We start from the raw sequence: 14,101 nt of genomic DNA, 5'->3' as shown, positions 1-14,101 counted from the left end.
TCTTCGTTCGCCGTTTCGTGAACGTCAGATGTCATGGTTCTGTCCCGAACGACTCGGGTAACCGACGTACGGCGACCCGCGGCTTTGTTATACGGCGAGCCTGGCCGAGTAACGACTGGGCTCGTCGGAGAACCCCGCCGGGGGTTCACTCGACATCGCGGCCCCCCGATGGGCGCACCCCAGCACTCGGTAAGTCCGGGTTTCCCGCCGGTCACGGTCCGCGACCGCGACCGACCGACGCCTCCCCTGCTCCCATCAGGCACGTCAGCCGCACTCGCCGGCGCACCCTACAGCGGGTCGAGTTGCTCGCCGTCGTCCGTGATGAGCTTCGAGATGGCGTCCTCGCGCGCCCCCGCCTTCGAGTCCCGGTTCTCCTTCGCCTCGACCGCACGACGCTGGAGGTGGTCGACGCGCGGCACCTGCGTCGGGTTCGAGAGCAGGACGACCGCCGACAGCTCGTCGGCGCTGGGCTGCGGGCTGTCGCCGGCCAGGACGTCCATCGTCCCCGTCCGCTGCTCCAGCCAGCTGCGCGCGTCCTCGATGCCCTTCCGGGAGAACTCCTCTGGCGGGCCCGCGAGCACCATGAGTGCGCGCTCCACGGACGAGACGTCGGCCGGACACGTCAACCGGGACTGGACGGCCTGCCGGAAGAGTCCGCTCACCTTCTGGGCGGCGTCCACGTCGTCGCTCGCCGTCGACGACGACCGGAACCGGGCGAGGAGGCCGCGAGATTGCACCGTCTCCGGCGACAGCTCCGTCGTCGCGTACGCGATCGTCGACACGCCGCCCGTGCCGAGGGTCCGCCGGACGTCGCTCGCGTCCATCGCGTTCTCCGCGACCATCTCGCCGACGTTCCCGGCGGCGAACAGCGTCGCGAGCCGCCGCGCGAGCTCGCGGTTCGTCCGCTGGTAGCCCGCGCCGACCGTGTCCTCGCTCCCGCGCCACGCGTCGTTGTCGAACAGCAAGACGTTGTCCGCGGCCTGGACGAACGACCGGAAGGACCGCGCGGCGTTGAACGACGCTCGCCCGCCCTCCTCGTCGCTCGGGAGGATGCCGAGACCGTAGACGGACTCGTCGTACGTCTCCTTGAGCGCCTCGGCGAGCACGGGCGCGCCACCCGATCCGGTGCCGCCGCCGAGGCCGGCGACGACGAGGAACGCGTCGATGTCGTAGAGCGGGACGTCGTCGAGCGCGCGCTCTATCTCGTGGAGGTCCTGGCGGGTCACCGTCGCGCCGAGGTCCGGGTCCGCGCCGACGCCCTGACCCTTCACGCGGTCGTTGGTCTGCCCGATGAGCAGCTGGTTCGCGGGCGGGACGTGGTCGAGCTTCGCGAGGTCGGTGCGCGCGGAGTTGATGGCGAGGACGGCGCGGATAAAGTGCAGGTCGTCGACCTGCTGGTGCGCCACGAGCTCGTCGACGACCTTCCCGCCGGCGTTCCCGAACCCGATGAGTGCGACCTTCATCCCTTAGGTTGGCGTCGGTCGGCGAGTTAGTTACGAGTGGATTATTGCGGAGGGCAATCGACATCGCCGGATTACTCGCCCCGGAATCGAGCGCCGGCGTCCCGGTGGCGCGACCTGGCGGGCAGCGCGACCGACGTCGACCTGCCGTCGTCTCTCGATACGTCCTGCTTATCGGGGCCAAACGTCGACGCCGGAGGCAGCCACTCGACGGGTCGCGGGCGAGGGACTGGTCGACGAACGGTACCGTTTTGAGGGACGTGTTGGTTGTCTAGACGTATGGACGACGCCGAACGGGACGTGGAGGCGGTCGGCCACGAGATGCTCGAGTCGCTGGCGGGCGTCGTCGCCGTCGGGACGCTCGGGGTCGGCGTCAGCAGCGCCGTCCTCGGCTACGGTGGGCTGACCGCGCCGATATTCGTCGTCGGCTGGCTCCTCCTGCTCCCGCTCGTGGGCGTGCTCTCGGAGAACTCCAGGGCGCAGGCGTTCGTCGGCCGCCTGTTCGGCGGCACGACCCGAACCAGCGACGCGGTCGACGAGGACGAGGCCGCGCTCGAGGAACTGAAGGCGCGGTACGCTCGCGGCGAGATCGACGAGGCCGAGTTCGAACGCCGCACCGCCCTCCTCCTCGAGAACGAGTCCGTCGACGACGTCCGCGACCGCGTGGAGCGCGAGGACCGTGGGATCCGTGCCGACGACGCCGGTCGCGACCGCGACCGGGAACGCGAGTACGAGACCTGACCGGTCGTCGGCGCGCCGTCCGTCGACCGGCCGACGACGTCAGTCCTCGGGGAGTATCTTCCCGGGATTCAGGATTCCGTCGGGGTCGAGCGCGCGCTTGACGCGCCGCATGGCGTCGACGGCGCCGGGGCCGCGTTCGCGTTCGAGGTACTGGCGTTTCCCGCGCCCGACGCCGTGTTCGCCCGTCGACGTCCCGCCGAGGTCGATGGCTTTCTCGACGATCTGCTTGTAGACGCGCTCGCCTCTCTCTACGGCGTCGGCGTCCGTAGCGTCGACGAGCACCGAGTAGTGGACGTTTCCGTCGCCGGCGTGCCCGAAGCACGGGACGACGACGTCGTGTTCGGCGGCGAGGCGTTTGGCGTACCGGACGATGGTCCCGTACTCGCTGATGGGGACGGTGACGTCGCCGGGATGCAGCGGCGTCAGGTCGGGGTCGTAACTGCGGATGGCGAACGCGAGGTCGCGGCGCGCCTGCCAGAGTTCGTCCATGCCGTCGCCGTCCTCGGCTATCTCGAACCGGAGCGGGTCGTGCGCGTCGAACACCTCCCGGCAGTACCGGACCTCCTCGTCGACGCCGTGGTCCGCGTGGAACTCCACGAACACCGTCGGGGCGTCCGGGAGGTCCGTGCCCGTGTACGCGTTCGCCATCCGCGCGCTCGTCTCGTCGACGAGCTCTAGCTTCGCGACGTCGACCCCGGACTGGACGGCGTCGGTGACCGCCGCCGCCGCGTCGTCGAGCGTCTCGAACACCGCGCGGCCGCCGCGGACCTGTCGCGGCCGCCCGTCGAGTTCCAGCGTCGCCTCGGTGACCACCCCAAGGGTGCCTTCGCTCCCGACGACGAGTTCGGTGAGGTTGTAGCCCGCGCTCGACTTCACGGCGCGCGTCCCCGTCTCGACGATCGTCCCGTCCGCGAGCACGACCTCCAATCTGACGAGCCAGTCGCTCACCTCGCCGTACTTCACGGTCCCCATCCCGCCCGCGTCGGTCGCGATCATCCCACCGATGGTGGAGATGTCGCCCGACGACGGCAGCGGCGGGAACCAGAGGCCGTCCTCGCCCGCGCGGTCGTCGACCGCCGACCCCATGACGCCCGGTTCGACGTCCATCTGGAAGTCGCCCGGACGCACGTCGCGGACGGCGTCCATCCGCGAGAGGTCGAGGCTGACGCCCGCGTCGACCGGGACCGCGTTCCCCTCCAGGCCCGTGCCGGCGGCGTACGGCGTCACCGGGACGCCGCGGTCGCTCGCCGCCGCGAGCACCCGCGAGACGTCACCGGTCGACTCGGGGTAGACGACCGCGTCCGGCGCGACGCCCTCGCCGTCGGGCGTCCCCCAGTCCGCGGCGTGCGATTCGAGCGTCCCCGACGACGTCGAGGTCTCGCCGTCGACGTCGAGGTCGTCGAGGAACGACACGTCGTGACTCATGGGACCGACCGACGCACGCCGGCGCCGTATCGTTTGCCCCGGAACCGCAACGTCCCCGGCGTGCACCGTCCAGCGAACGGTGGGTTTACATCAGACGTAAACCCAGTGGGTCGCGGACGGTTACGGTTCCGCGAAGGAGAGGTCGACGTCGTCGCGGTGGCCGTCGAGCACCGCGAACCGCTCGTCGGTGCCGAGGCGGGCGCGGCGGTCGCGTTCGAGCCAGGCGAGGAGGCGGCGCGCCCACGCGAGCTTCCTCGCCTTCATCGGGTCGACGGCGTCGTCGTCGAGGTCCCAGCCGGGGAACGACAGCGAGCGCGCGCCGACGTGGTCCGCGAGGAAGGCGGCGCGGTCGCCGTCCGTGAACCCGCCGACGTTCACGACGCCGGCGTCCGGTCGTGGCGCGGCCTGCGTGGTGCCGAGGACGTGCTCGCGGTCGCACTCGGGGACGACCTCGCGGACCGCGGGGACGTTGTCGCCGTGCGCGTGCACTGCCGACGGCACGCCCTCGCGAGTCAGCGCTGGCGCGAGCTCGGGGGCCGCGTCCAGGTCCGTGACGTACCCGTCGACGGCGACGTCGTGCTCGCGGAGGACGGGCGCCGCCGAGGACACCGCGAGCACCGCACCGTCGGGGTCGTCCGCGACCCGTGCGACGGCATCGAGGTCGGCATCGAGCGACGGCCCCGGGGCCACGACGGCCACGTCGCGGCCGCTCAGGACGCCCTCGAACGCCGCGAGCGAGAGCTTCGGCGACAGGTCCGCGAGGACGTCCCGCGCGCGCTCGTCGCCCGCCCGGTCGAACCCGAAGTCAGCGAGCACCGCCTCGTACGCCGGCTCGAACGTCTCGAAGTCCATAGCCGTCGCTAACGAGCTAGTGTTAAGATAATCCGTTGGTGTGGGCCGGCCGAGCCTCCACGTGTACCCCTACCCGTGAGGCCCTACCGGCTTCCACTCATCCATTTCAACCCCTCCGGCATAAGTTTTCTCTTAGTAGCCGGATTGTTGTAGACGGGACAGAACGGCCGCGTACGGCCCTTCAGCGGCCTCGGAATCGTCGCAGAGGCGGTCGAGCGCCGCGTCGGTCCCGGCGAGCACGCAGCCGTCGGCGGTCGGCGCGTACGCCACACCGGCGTCCTCCGCCCCAGCGGCCAGTCGGTCGGCAGTCGACGCGTCCACGCCAGCCACCTCGAACACGCGGGCGACGCCCTCCGCGGCGACCCCCGCGTCGACGTCCAGGCGTTCGGCGTGCCGCCGTCCTTCCCGGGTCGTCGTCACGTCCAACTCCTCGACGCGCGGGTCCTCGGCCACCCCGTCGCCGTCGCGAACGCGCCGGCGAGCGAACTCGTGGCCGACCGCGACCGCGTCCACGGTCTCCCGGACGTCGTGCGTGCGGACGACGTGCGCGCCGCGCTCGACCGCCATCGACGTCGCCGCGAGCGACGACGCGAGCGCGTCCTCCGTCGACCGCCCGGTCAGCGACCGGAGGAAGTTCTTCCGGTTGATGGAGACGAGCATCGGCTTCCCGAGCCCGCGGAACTCGCGGAGTCGCCGGAACGCCTCGCGGTCCTGCTCGACCGTCTGGGCCTCCGACCACCCACCGAAGGCCGGGTCGACGATGGTCTTCTCGGTCAGCCCGTTCTGCTTGAGCGCCTCGTACACCATGTCGACGTAGTCCGCGGCGTCCGCCCACGCCGCACCCTTGCGTTCGGCCCACGGCGTCTCCTCGACCGCACCCGGTCGCGTCAGGTCCGGCGGACTCGCCATCTTCGCCACCGCGACGTCGTGGTCCTCACAGACCGCGGGAAGGTCGGGGTCCGCGAAGCCCGCGATGTCGTTCACCATGTCGAACCCCGCGTCGAGCGCCGCCTCGGCGACGTCGGCGTACCGCGTCTCGATGGACCACACCGCGTCACCGCTCGTCGACGCCAGGGTCTCCACCGCCGTGTCGAGCCGGTCGAGTTCCTGCTCGGCGCTCAGCACGTCGAACTTCTTGTTCGCGGACTCCAGGCCGACGTCCACGATGTCCGCGCCCTCCCCGATGAGGTCCTCGTCCACGTACGCCGCCGCCTCGCCGGGGTCGTCGAACACGCTCGGGTCGTACGGCGACTCCTTGCTCACGTTCAGTACGCCCATCACCCGGGGCGGGTGGTCGTCCCCGATACCGAGGCCCGCGGCGTCGACGTTGTCCATACCTCTAGGCGAGTGTGGCCGGACCAAAAACGGACCGTTCGGGGAAGCCAGCGCGCACAACTTTCGCGTCGGCGAGACGCGGCCCTTTTGACCGTTCGCGCGCTACCACGCGCTATGAGCAAGGTGAGCATCGGGCTGCGAGGGTGGCGCTTCGACGAGGACGAGGTGTTCACCGAGGACGGCGACGTCCGCCCGTTCGACGAGATGCGCGAGGACACCCGGCGGCGACTCGTCCGCGTCGGCGTCCTCTACGGGTCGCCGTGCGACGCGTGCTGGCTGATCCACGGCGACGACAACCTCGAAGCGTGCAACGAAGCGACCGTCGTGTACGGCGAAGCGCTCTCCGAGGTCACCCTCTGCGACGAGCACGAACCCGACTTCATGTACTGGTTCCGGGAAGCCGGTGGTATCGAGCACGCCGAGACCGAGCGGTTCGAGGACGCGTTCCACGAGTGGTTCGCCGGCGGCGAGCGCGCGCCCGACGGCTACGGCGGCGTCGAGCACGTCGACACCGACCCGCGCGCACTCCCGGAGACCGAGATGCCCGAGCCCGACGACGAGGACCTCGGGACGCGCGAGGTCGTCGAACGACGCATCGACCTCCGCACCGGCGAGATAGAGGAGGCCCCCGACCCGCGACCCGACACCGACAGCGAGGACGACGAGGACGACCTCGACCTCGACGACGCGGACCTCGACCTGGACGCGGACTACCCCTCCTGACATGACGGACGACGACGCACTCGCAGACGACGACGCACCCGCAAGCGACGACGCGGCCGCAAGCGACGAGGCGGGCGACGCACCCCCGCTCCACGGCGAGGACGCGCCCGCGGTCGCCGTGGTCGGCGCGCAGACCCCGGGGAACGTCGGCACCATCGCGCGAGCGATGAAGAACTTCGGCATGCGCGACCTCCTGCTCGTCGACCCGCCCGAGGACGTCTGGGACCCCGACGGCGTCGCGTACGGCTACGCCGGGCACGCCCGCGAGGACGTCATGCCGAACGCGACCGCGGTGGACCTCGACCACCTCGTCGAGAACTACTACACCGTCGGCTGTACCGCGACGACGAACGAGGACTGCCGGAGTCACGTCCGCTACCCGTTCTACACGCCAGCGGAACTCCCCGAGCACCTCGCTGGCGTCGACGCGGACGTCTGCCTCGTGTTCGGCCGCGAGGACCGCGGGCTCGACAACGACGAACTGGAACGACTCGACGCCGTCTCCTCCATCCCCGCGAGCGCGGACTACCCCGTCCTGAACCTCGGGCAGGCCGCGACCGTCACGCTCTACGAGATGCGCGAAGCGACCGTCGCCGAGACCCAGCACCCCGACCGCGAACGGGAGCGCGCCAGCGAACGGGAGATAGAACGCCTCTACACGGAGTTCGAGGGCGTGCTCGACGCCATCAATCACCCGGAGGCGAAACGCCAGAAGACCACGCGGATGATACGCCGCCTCCTCTCGCGCACCCACCCGACCGAGCGCGAAGTATCGACGCTCACCGGCATCTTCCGGCGCGCGAGCGAACACCCCGAGCGCGCCGACGACTGACCCCGAGCGCGACCCCCGCGTTCGGCCCCGTCGCTTAACCCTGCCCGGGGCGCAAGTCTTGCCATGAGCGAGACAGCGGCGCGAACGCTCGCAGAGCACGTCGGCCTGGCCGCGGCCGTCCTCGACGCCGACGGCCGCATCGCGTTCGCGAACGCCGCGTTCGAGGAACGGTTCCCCGCGTCCGAGGGCGCGACGGTCGAAGCGACGCTCGCTGACGCGACAAACGAGACCGCGGGCGTCGACCGCGTCACCGACGCGATCACCAGAGTCGTCGAGGACGACGCGGTGGACGAGGCCGACGCGGAACTCACGGTGACGACGGACACCCCGCGCGTCTACCACTTCCGCGTCGTCGCGGTCGACGGCGAGGACGCCGCCGCAGTCCTGGAGGCGTGCAACGTCACGGAACGCCTCGAGAGCACGCCCCGCGTCGGCACCATCCTCGGACGCATCGCCGAGTCGTTCTACGCGGTCGACGACGAGTGGCGCGTCACGTACTGGAACGACAAGATGGCCGACCGCACCGGCGTCCCCGCCGACGAGATAATCGGCGAGGTCGCGTGGGACGTCTTCGCGGACCTCGAGGGGAGCGAACTCCAGGCGCGCTACGAGGCCGCGATGGCGTCCGGCGAGTCGACGACGTTCCGCACGTACCTCCCGGAGCCGTTCGACTACTGGGTGGAGGCGCGCGTCTACCCCGACGAGAACGGGATGAGCGTGTTCTCGCAGGACGTCACCGAGGAGGTCGAACGCGAGCGCGAACTCGAGCGGTACGAGACCATCGTCGAGAACGCGAACGACGCGGTGATGATAAAGGACTGCGAGGGCCGGTATCGGCTCGCGAACGACGCCGTCGCCGAATACACGGGCCGAGACACCGAAGCGATCCTCGGGAGGACCGACGAGGAACTGTTCGGAGCGGAGGTCGGCGAGCGCATCCGCGAGCGCGAACGCACCGCGCTCGAGGAGGAACGACGCATCACGTACGAGGAACGCGTCCCGACCGACGACGGCCAGGTCGTGTTCGAGACGACGCGCATCCCGTTCTACGAGGGCGGCGAGCTCGCAGGCACAATCGGTATCTGTCGTGACGTCACCGAACAGGTCGCCTACGAGAGCCGGCTCGAAGCGCGCTCGGAACAACTCGAACTATTGAACCGCATCCTCAGGCACGACATCCGGAACGACATGACGGTCGTCCTCGCCGTCCTCGACCTGCTCTCCGAGCACGTCGCCGACGAGGAGGGCGCGGACCTCGTCGAGGAGGTCGGCGAGCGCGCGCAGCACGTCGTCGACCTCACCGCGACGCTCCGGGACCTCATGACGGTCGTCCTCGACGAGACCGAGCACCTCCAGCCCGTGCCGATAGCGGGCGTCCTCGAGGACGAACTCGCGGACGTCGACGCCGCGTTCCCGCGCGCCATCACTCGAATCGAAGGCGACCTTCCCGACGGCGCGGTGCGCGCGAACGAGATGCTGCACTCGGTGTTCCGGAACCTCCTGAAGAACGCCGTCCAGCACAACGACCAGGACCTCCCGGAGGTCGTCGTCTCCGCGACCGCGACCGACGACGCCGTCACGGTCAGGGTCGCCGACAACGGCCCCGGCATCCCCGACGACCGCAAGCGGAAGGTGTTCGGTCGGGACGAGAAGGGCCTGGAATCCTCGGGAACCGGGGTCGGTCTCTTCCTCGTCGACCGCCTCGTCGACGAGTTCGAGGGGAGCGTCCGCGTCGAGGACAACGACCCCAGCGGCGCGGTGTTCGTCGTCGAACTCCCGCGATGGCGACCCGATACCGGATTCGACGCGCCGTGAATCGCTCGCGACTCAGGCGCGCGCCTGGATCTCCTCGCGCAGCACCTCGCTGACGAGGTCGCCGTCGGCCTTCCCGCGGAGTGCGCCCATACACTCGCCCATGAGCGCCGAGAACGCGCCCATCCCTTGTTCGTCGACCTGGTCGCTGTTCCGTTCGACGACCTCGACGACCGCCTCGCGGACCTCGTCCTCGGCGACGCCGCCGAGGTCCTCCTCCTCGACCGCCTGCTCGGCCGACCACTCGGGGTTCGCGGCGAGCGCCGACAGCAGGTCCTCCAGGCCCTCGTTCGGAACGTCGCCCGCGTCCACGAGCGCGACGGCGTCCCGCAGATGCGTCTCCGTGAGTTCGTCCGTCTCCACGCCGTCGCGACGGAGCGCGGTCAGCGTCGATTCGAGCGTCGTCGCGGCGAGCGTCGCGTCCACGCCGTCGTCGTCGACGAGCGACTCGAACAACGGCATGTACTCGCCGTACGCCACCTGTTCGGCGACGCCAGCGTCAAGCCCGTACTCGTCCTGGTAGCGGTCGACCTTCGCCGTCAAGAGCTCGGGCTCGTCGACGTCGCTCGGGTCGAGGTGCACGGGCGGAACGTCCGTCTCCGGGTACATGCGGGCCGCACCCGGGAGCGGGCGCAGGTACCGCGTCGTCCCGTCGTCGTTCGCGCCACGCGTCTCCTCCGGAACGCCCTCGAGTGCGACCTCGGCGCGCTCGCCGGCCGCCTCGACCGCAGCCTCGGCGACGTCCGCATCCGCGGCGACCATCGCGACCGCGTCCTCCTCGCCAGCGTCCACGGTCTCGCGGAGCGCAGCGACCTCCTCGTCGGTGACGCCGTACGCCGGCAACTCGTCCGTGTGGAAGATACCGCCCGCGCCGTGACGCTTCGCGTGGTCCGACAGCTCCGTCCCCAACCGGCGGTCCGGCTGGATCTCCTCGCCGACGACACCGTCGAAGCCCTCGAGACGCACCGCCCACACCTCGCCACCGTCGTCGAGCGCGCCGCGGACGACGCCGCTGTCGGTGTCCGCGAACGTCCCCGTCACGTCCACGGGCTCGCCGACGCTCGCATCGCGCTCGCCGAGCCGGTCCTTGACGTCGAGCAGCGCGACCTGCCGCCCGACCTCGTTCCGCACGATGTCGTCGATGTCGTCCAGACTCTGCACGCCCTTCACCTCGACGCGCGCCCCCGCCGCAATCGAGATGTTCACGTCCTGTCGAATCGTCCCCAGCCCGCGCTTGACGTGCCCCGTCGACCGGAGGAGCATCCCGATGCGCTCCGCCGCCTCACGCGCCTGCTCGGGCGACGAGATGTCCGGCTTCGTCCCAATCTCCACGAGCGGAATCCCCAACCGGTCAAGCGAGTACGTCACGCCATCCTCGCGCTCCTCGACGCGCTGCGCCGACTCCTCCTCCAGCATCAGGTCCGCAACCCGGACCGCGCCCTCGCTCGTCTCTATCTCACCGTCCGTCGCGATCTCCATCGACCGCTGGAACCCGCTCGTGTTCGACCCGTCCACGACGAGCTTCCGCATCACGTGCGCCACGTCCACCGGCGTCATATCCATCAACTGCGCGATCTCCAGCACCACCGACAGCGCCTCCGAATCCACGCGCGCCGGCGGCTCGTCGTCCTCCTCCACGAGACACGTCGAATCGTACGCGAGATACTCGAACACGCGCTCGACCTGACTCTCCTCCAACGCCGCCTCGTCTATCTCCCCGAGCTCGCTCTTCGTCGGATGCAAGTAGCGTTCGAACGAACGAACCGACTCCTCGGGCTCACGGAGCTCCGTCGGACACGAACAGAACAACTTCGTCGCCGTGTCCAACTGCTGGTGAATCTCCAGGCCGGCGACGAGTCCGAGCTCGTCGTAATCGTACTCGGTCATTACGAGACCGTCCGCGGCCGAACGGTAAAAAACCGTCCAGTTCCGGCCAGCGTCGCAGCCGACCCCGACGCCAGCGACCACCACCCTCTGGTGAAAGTCGATTCGGCCGAACGCACCACAGAACCGGCGGCCTGCCAGCCGCCGGATGCTCACAGAGTCGATTCAAGCCACTCGCCTCGAACCGGCGGCCTGCCGGCCGCCGGATGCTCACAGAGTCGATTCGGCCGCCGGATGCTCGCAGAGTTGATTCAAACCACTCGCCTCGAACCGGCGGCCTGCCGGCCGCCGGATGCTCACAGAGTCGATTCGGCCGCCGGATGCTCGCAGAGTCGATTCGATTCAGACGACTCCAGCCCGCCGGAAGAACCCGACCTGCTCGTAGAGCCGACATCCGAGACAGAACCCGGTGGTGGCGCCGAGCGCGGCGAGCACGGCGACGACCGCGACGAGCGCGTACCCCACGGTCGCGATGGGGCCGCCGACGAGGACGAGCGGCGTCGCGACGCCCGTGAACGCCGCGCCGACGAGCTTCGCGAACCGATGGGGCGCGGCTGGCTCGCGTTCGGTCGGCGGTCCCACTATCGGGACGGCGACGGTCCGCCAGACGGCGGCCCAGGCGTCGACGCGCCACCGCGAGACGACCGCAGCACCCAGGACGAGCGCGAGGACGACGACGGGGACGGGGTCGACGAGCACGAGCGCCGTCGCTACCAGGGTCGCCGTGAGTGCCTGCCCGAATCGTGGTGCGCGCGGGTCGACGAGGGACGAATCTGCTGTCACGTCCGCTGGTGAGGACTGCGACGGAGAAGAACGGTCGTCGGTCGGGCCCGCGGCACGCACGACCGACCTCGGCGACGACGCGCCCGCGTCGTGACCGCGAGGAATCCTCTCAGTGGCGGAGCGTAACTGGGACAGAAAACCTCGGTGGAGTGTCGTGACTGCCACGTGGTCCCGTTCGCACGACGCATCTTACCGTCGTGTCGACCGCCGGGTACCCTCGTCGCCGCCGCCGAGTCGCGGCCTCGCAGGACCGCGAATAACGCGTCGTTCGCCGTCGTTCGCGACCCGTTACCGGCCCGGAATCGGTCGCTGACGAGCACCGTCGTCCGGACCGCGTCGCTGGTCGTTCGGTAGTTCGCTTACTGGGTCGCGGCGCGGATGTCCTCGATGCGTTTTATCTGGTCGCCCATGCCCTGTCCCTCGCAGTCCTCGGTCGGGCACGTATAGTGCCAGCCGTCTCGCGTCGCCGCGGACTCTCGGAATCGCTTCCCGCATACGTCACAGAAGAGGTCCGCCTGCTCGCACGTGTCTCGGTGGAGTTCGAGCGCGAGTTCTGTGGCGAAGCTCTCGTTGCAGTCACGACAGGTGTGCATGGCTGGATTATCTCACTCGCACGTAATAACACCCGTGGATTGTTCGGGTCCACGGCGGCGTTCGGTTACGAATCGTAAGTCTCCGCCGTCTTGCGGGTTTGGCCCGCAGCGCGGCGACGATACTGGAATATAAAGCTTTCTACGCGGGCGAGTATCGCCCACGCGCCCCGCTGGTCAGTCGTCGCCGAGGATGACGCGCTCGGTCATCGCGACCGGGTCCAGGACGTCCTCGGCCTCCTCCTCGCTCAGGTAGCCCTTCTCCAGGACGACCTCCTTCACCGTCTTCCCCTCCTTCAGCGCGGTCTTCGCGACCTCGCTCGCCTTGTCGTACCCGATGGCGGGATTGAGCGCGGTCGCGAGCGCCATCGACTGCTCGACCTGCTCCGCGCAGTGCTCCTCGTTCGCCTCGAGCTTCGCGACGAACCGGCGCGCGAACACCTCGCTCGCGTTCGACAGCATCTCCGCGGACTGCAGGAAGTTGTGCGCGAGCACCGGCTTGTAGAGGTTCAGGTCGATCTGGCCCTCCGCAGCGCCCGCGGAGACGGCGGCGTCGTTCCCGACGACCTGCTTGTGGACCTGATTCACTGCTTCGGCGACCACCGGGTTGATCTTCCCGGGCATGATCGACGACCCGGGCTGGTTCTCCGGTTGCTCCAGCTCGCCGAGCCCGTTCCGCGGGCCGGACGCGAGCAGCCGGAGGTCGTTCGCGATCTTGTTCAGCGAGCCAGCGACGGTGCGGAGCGCGCCGTGCGCTTCGCTCATCGCGTCGTGCGCGGCCTGCGCCTCGAAGTGCGAGTCCGCCTCGCGGAACTGGACGCCCGTCTCCTTCGTGATGTATTCGGCCGCGAGTCCCGGGAAGTCCGGGTGCGTGTTCAGGCCGGTGCCGACCGCGGTCCCGCCGAGCGCGAGCTCCGCGAGGTGCTCGCGGACGTTGTCCACGCGCACGAGGCCCTTCTCGACCTGCGTCCGATACCCGTCGAACTCCTGGCCGAGCCGGATTGGGGTCGCGTCCTGGAGGTGCGTACGACCCGTCTTCACGACGTCGTCGAACTCGTCGGCCTTCGAGTCGAGCGCGTCGCGGAGCGTGTCCAGCGCCGGGATGAGGTCCTTCTCGACGGCTTCGAGGCTCGCGACGTGCATCGCCGTCGGGATGACGTCGTTGCTCGACTGGCCGTAGTTGACGTGGTCGTTCGGGTGAACGACGCGGTCACCGATCTCCGCGCCCTTCAGTTCCGCGGCGCGGTTCGCGATGACCTCGTTCGCGTTCATGTTCGAGGACGTCCCCGACCCCGTCTGGAAGACGTCCACGGGGAACTGGTCGTCGTGCTCGCCCGCGATGACCTCGTCCGCGGCCTCCACGATGACCGCCGCGGTCTCCTCGTCGAGCAGCCCGAGGTCGCGGTTCGCCTGCGCCGACGCCTTCTTCACGACGCCGAGCGCGCGAACGAACCGCCGACCGAACGAGATACCCGAGATGGGGAAGTTCTCGACCGCGCGCTGGGTCTGGGCACCCCAGTACGCGTCCGCCGGTACCTGCATCTCGCCGAGACTGTCCCGTTCCGTCCGGTAATCCTCGTCGTCTGCCATACGCGAAGCGTCGACTCGCCCGGCGTAAAAGCCATCGGTACGCGGCGGGCGCGCCGTCACTGCAGTCGGCGGTC

12 protein-coding genes are annotated in these 14,101 nt (G+C 69.8%); 4 read left to right on the top strand and 8 right to left on the bottom strand.

Annotated features, from left to right (window positions below; translation table 11 throughout):
- Nucleotides 1-287: 287 nt before the first annotated feature.
- On the bottom strand, nucleotides 288-1,463 hold the full coding sequence (locus tag ACZ48X_RS04525; RefSeq protein WP_336350288.1) for a tubulin/FtsZ family protein: 1,176 nt from the start codon (nucleotides 1,461-1,463) through the stop codon (nucleotides 288-290).
- A gap of 276 nt (nucleotides 1,464-1,739) precedes the next feature.
- Here ACZ48X_RS04525 and ACZ48X_RS04520 point away from each other — a divergent pair, with 276 nt between their 5' ends.
- Nucleotides 1,740-2,201: an SHOCT domain-containing protein gene (locus tag ACZ48X_RS04520; RefSeq protein ID WP_336350289.1), complete on the top strand. Its 462-nt coding sequence runs from the start codon at nucleotides 1,740-1,742 to the stop codon at nucleotides 2,199-2,201.
- 39 nt (nucleotides 2,202-2,240) lie between these two features.
- Here the strand turns inward: ACZ48X_RS04520 and ACZ48X_RS04515 are convergent, their stop codons facing one another.
- The 3 genes from ACZ48X_RS04515 to folP form a co-directional block, all read right to left on the bottom strand.
- A complete protein-coding gene (locus ACZ48X_RS04515; protein ID WP_336350290.1) occupies nucleotides 2,241-3,626 on the bottom strand; it encodes an FAD-binding oxidoreductase in 1,386 nt (461 codons plus the stop codon).
- 120 nt (nucleotides 3,627-3,746) lie between these two features.
- The gene (locus tag ACZ48X_RS04510; RefSeq protein WP_336350291.1) at nucleotides 3,747-4,478 is read right to left on the bottom strand and encodes a 6-hydroxymethylpterin diphosphokinase MptE-like protein; all 732 of its coding nucleotides are present in this window, start codon (nucleotides 4,476-4,478) and stop codon (nucleotides 3,747-3,749) included.
- 132 nt (nucleotides 4,479-4,610) lie between these two features.
- Nucleotides 4,611-5,813, bottom strand: a complete 1,203-nt coding sequence (folP, locus tag ACZ48X_RS04505; protein ID WP_336350292.1) for a dihydropteroate synthase — start codon at nucleotides 5,811-5,813, stop codon at nucleotides 4,611-4,613.
- 114 nt (nucleotides 5,814-5,927) lie between these two features.
- Between folP and ACZ48X_RS04500 the strand changes: the two genes are divergently transcribed.
- The 3 genes from ACZ48X_RS04500 (at nucleotide 5,928) to ACZ48X_RS04490 (ending at nucleotide 9,183) form a co-directional block, all read left to right on the top strand.
- Nucleotides 5,928-6,536, top strand: coding sequence for a hypothetical protein (locus ACZ48X_RS04500; protein ID WP_336350293.1), 609 nt, complete (start codon nucleotides 5,928-5,930; stop codon nucleotides 6,534-6,536).
- A gap of 1 nt (nucleotide 6,537) precedes the next feature.
- Entirely contained in the window at nucleotides 6,538-7,368 is an 831-nt protein-coding gene (locus ACZ48X_RS04495; RefSeq protein WP_336350294.1) for an RNA methyltransferase, read from the top strand.
- Between the two features lie 63 nt (nucleotides 7,369-7,431).
- Complete coding sequence (locus ACZ48X_RS04490; protein WP_336350295.1) at nucleotides 7,432-9,183, top strand: PAS domain-containing protein; 1,752 nt, start codon at nucleotides 7,432-7,434, stop codon at nucleotides 9,181-9,183.
- Between the two features lie 12 nt (nucleotides 9,184-9,195).
- On the opposite strand, the gene gatE is transcribed toward ACZ48X_RS04490, so the two are convergent.
- The 4 genes from gatE to ACZ48X_RS04470 form a co-directional block, all read right to left on the bottom strand.
- On the bottom strand, nucleotides 9,196-11,067 hold the full coding sequence (gene gatE / locus ACZ48X_RS04485) for a Glu-tRNA(Gln) amidotransferase subunit GatE (protein ID WP_336350296.1): 1,872 nt from the start codon (nucleotides 11,065-11,067) through the stop codon (nucleotides 9,196-9,198).
- Nucleotides 11,068-11,406: 339 nt separating this feature from the next.
- Entirely contained in the window at nucleotides 11,407-11,847 is a 441-nt protein-coding gene (locus ACZ48X_RS04480; RefSeq protein WP_336350297.1) for a DUF4395 domain-containing protein, read from the bottom strand.
- A gap of 359 nt (nucleotides 11,848-12,206) precedes the next feature.
- Nucleotides 12,207-12,440: a transcriptional regulator gene (locus ACZ48X_RS04475; RefSeq protein WP_336350298.1), complete on the bottom strand. Its 234-nt coding sequence runs from the start codon at nucleotides 12,438-12,440 to the stop codon at nucleotides 12,207-12,209.
- A 174-nt stretch (nucleotides 12,441-12,614) separates the two neighbouring features.
- Entirely contained in the window at nucleotides 12,615-14,027 is a 1,413-nt protein-coding gene (locus tag ACZ48X_RS04470) for a class II fumarate hydratase (protein WP_336350299.1), read from the bottom strand.
- Nucleotides 14,028-14,101: the final 74 nt, after the last annotated feature.

Source organism: Halorubellus litoreus (genome assembly GCF_055378595.1).
The sequence above is the reverse complement of the archived record's forward strand: the minus strand, read 5'-3'. Positions and strand labels throughout refer to the sequence as shown.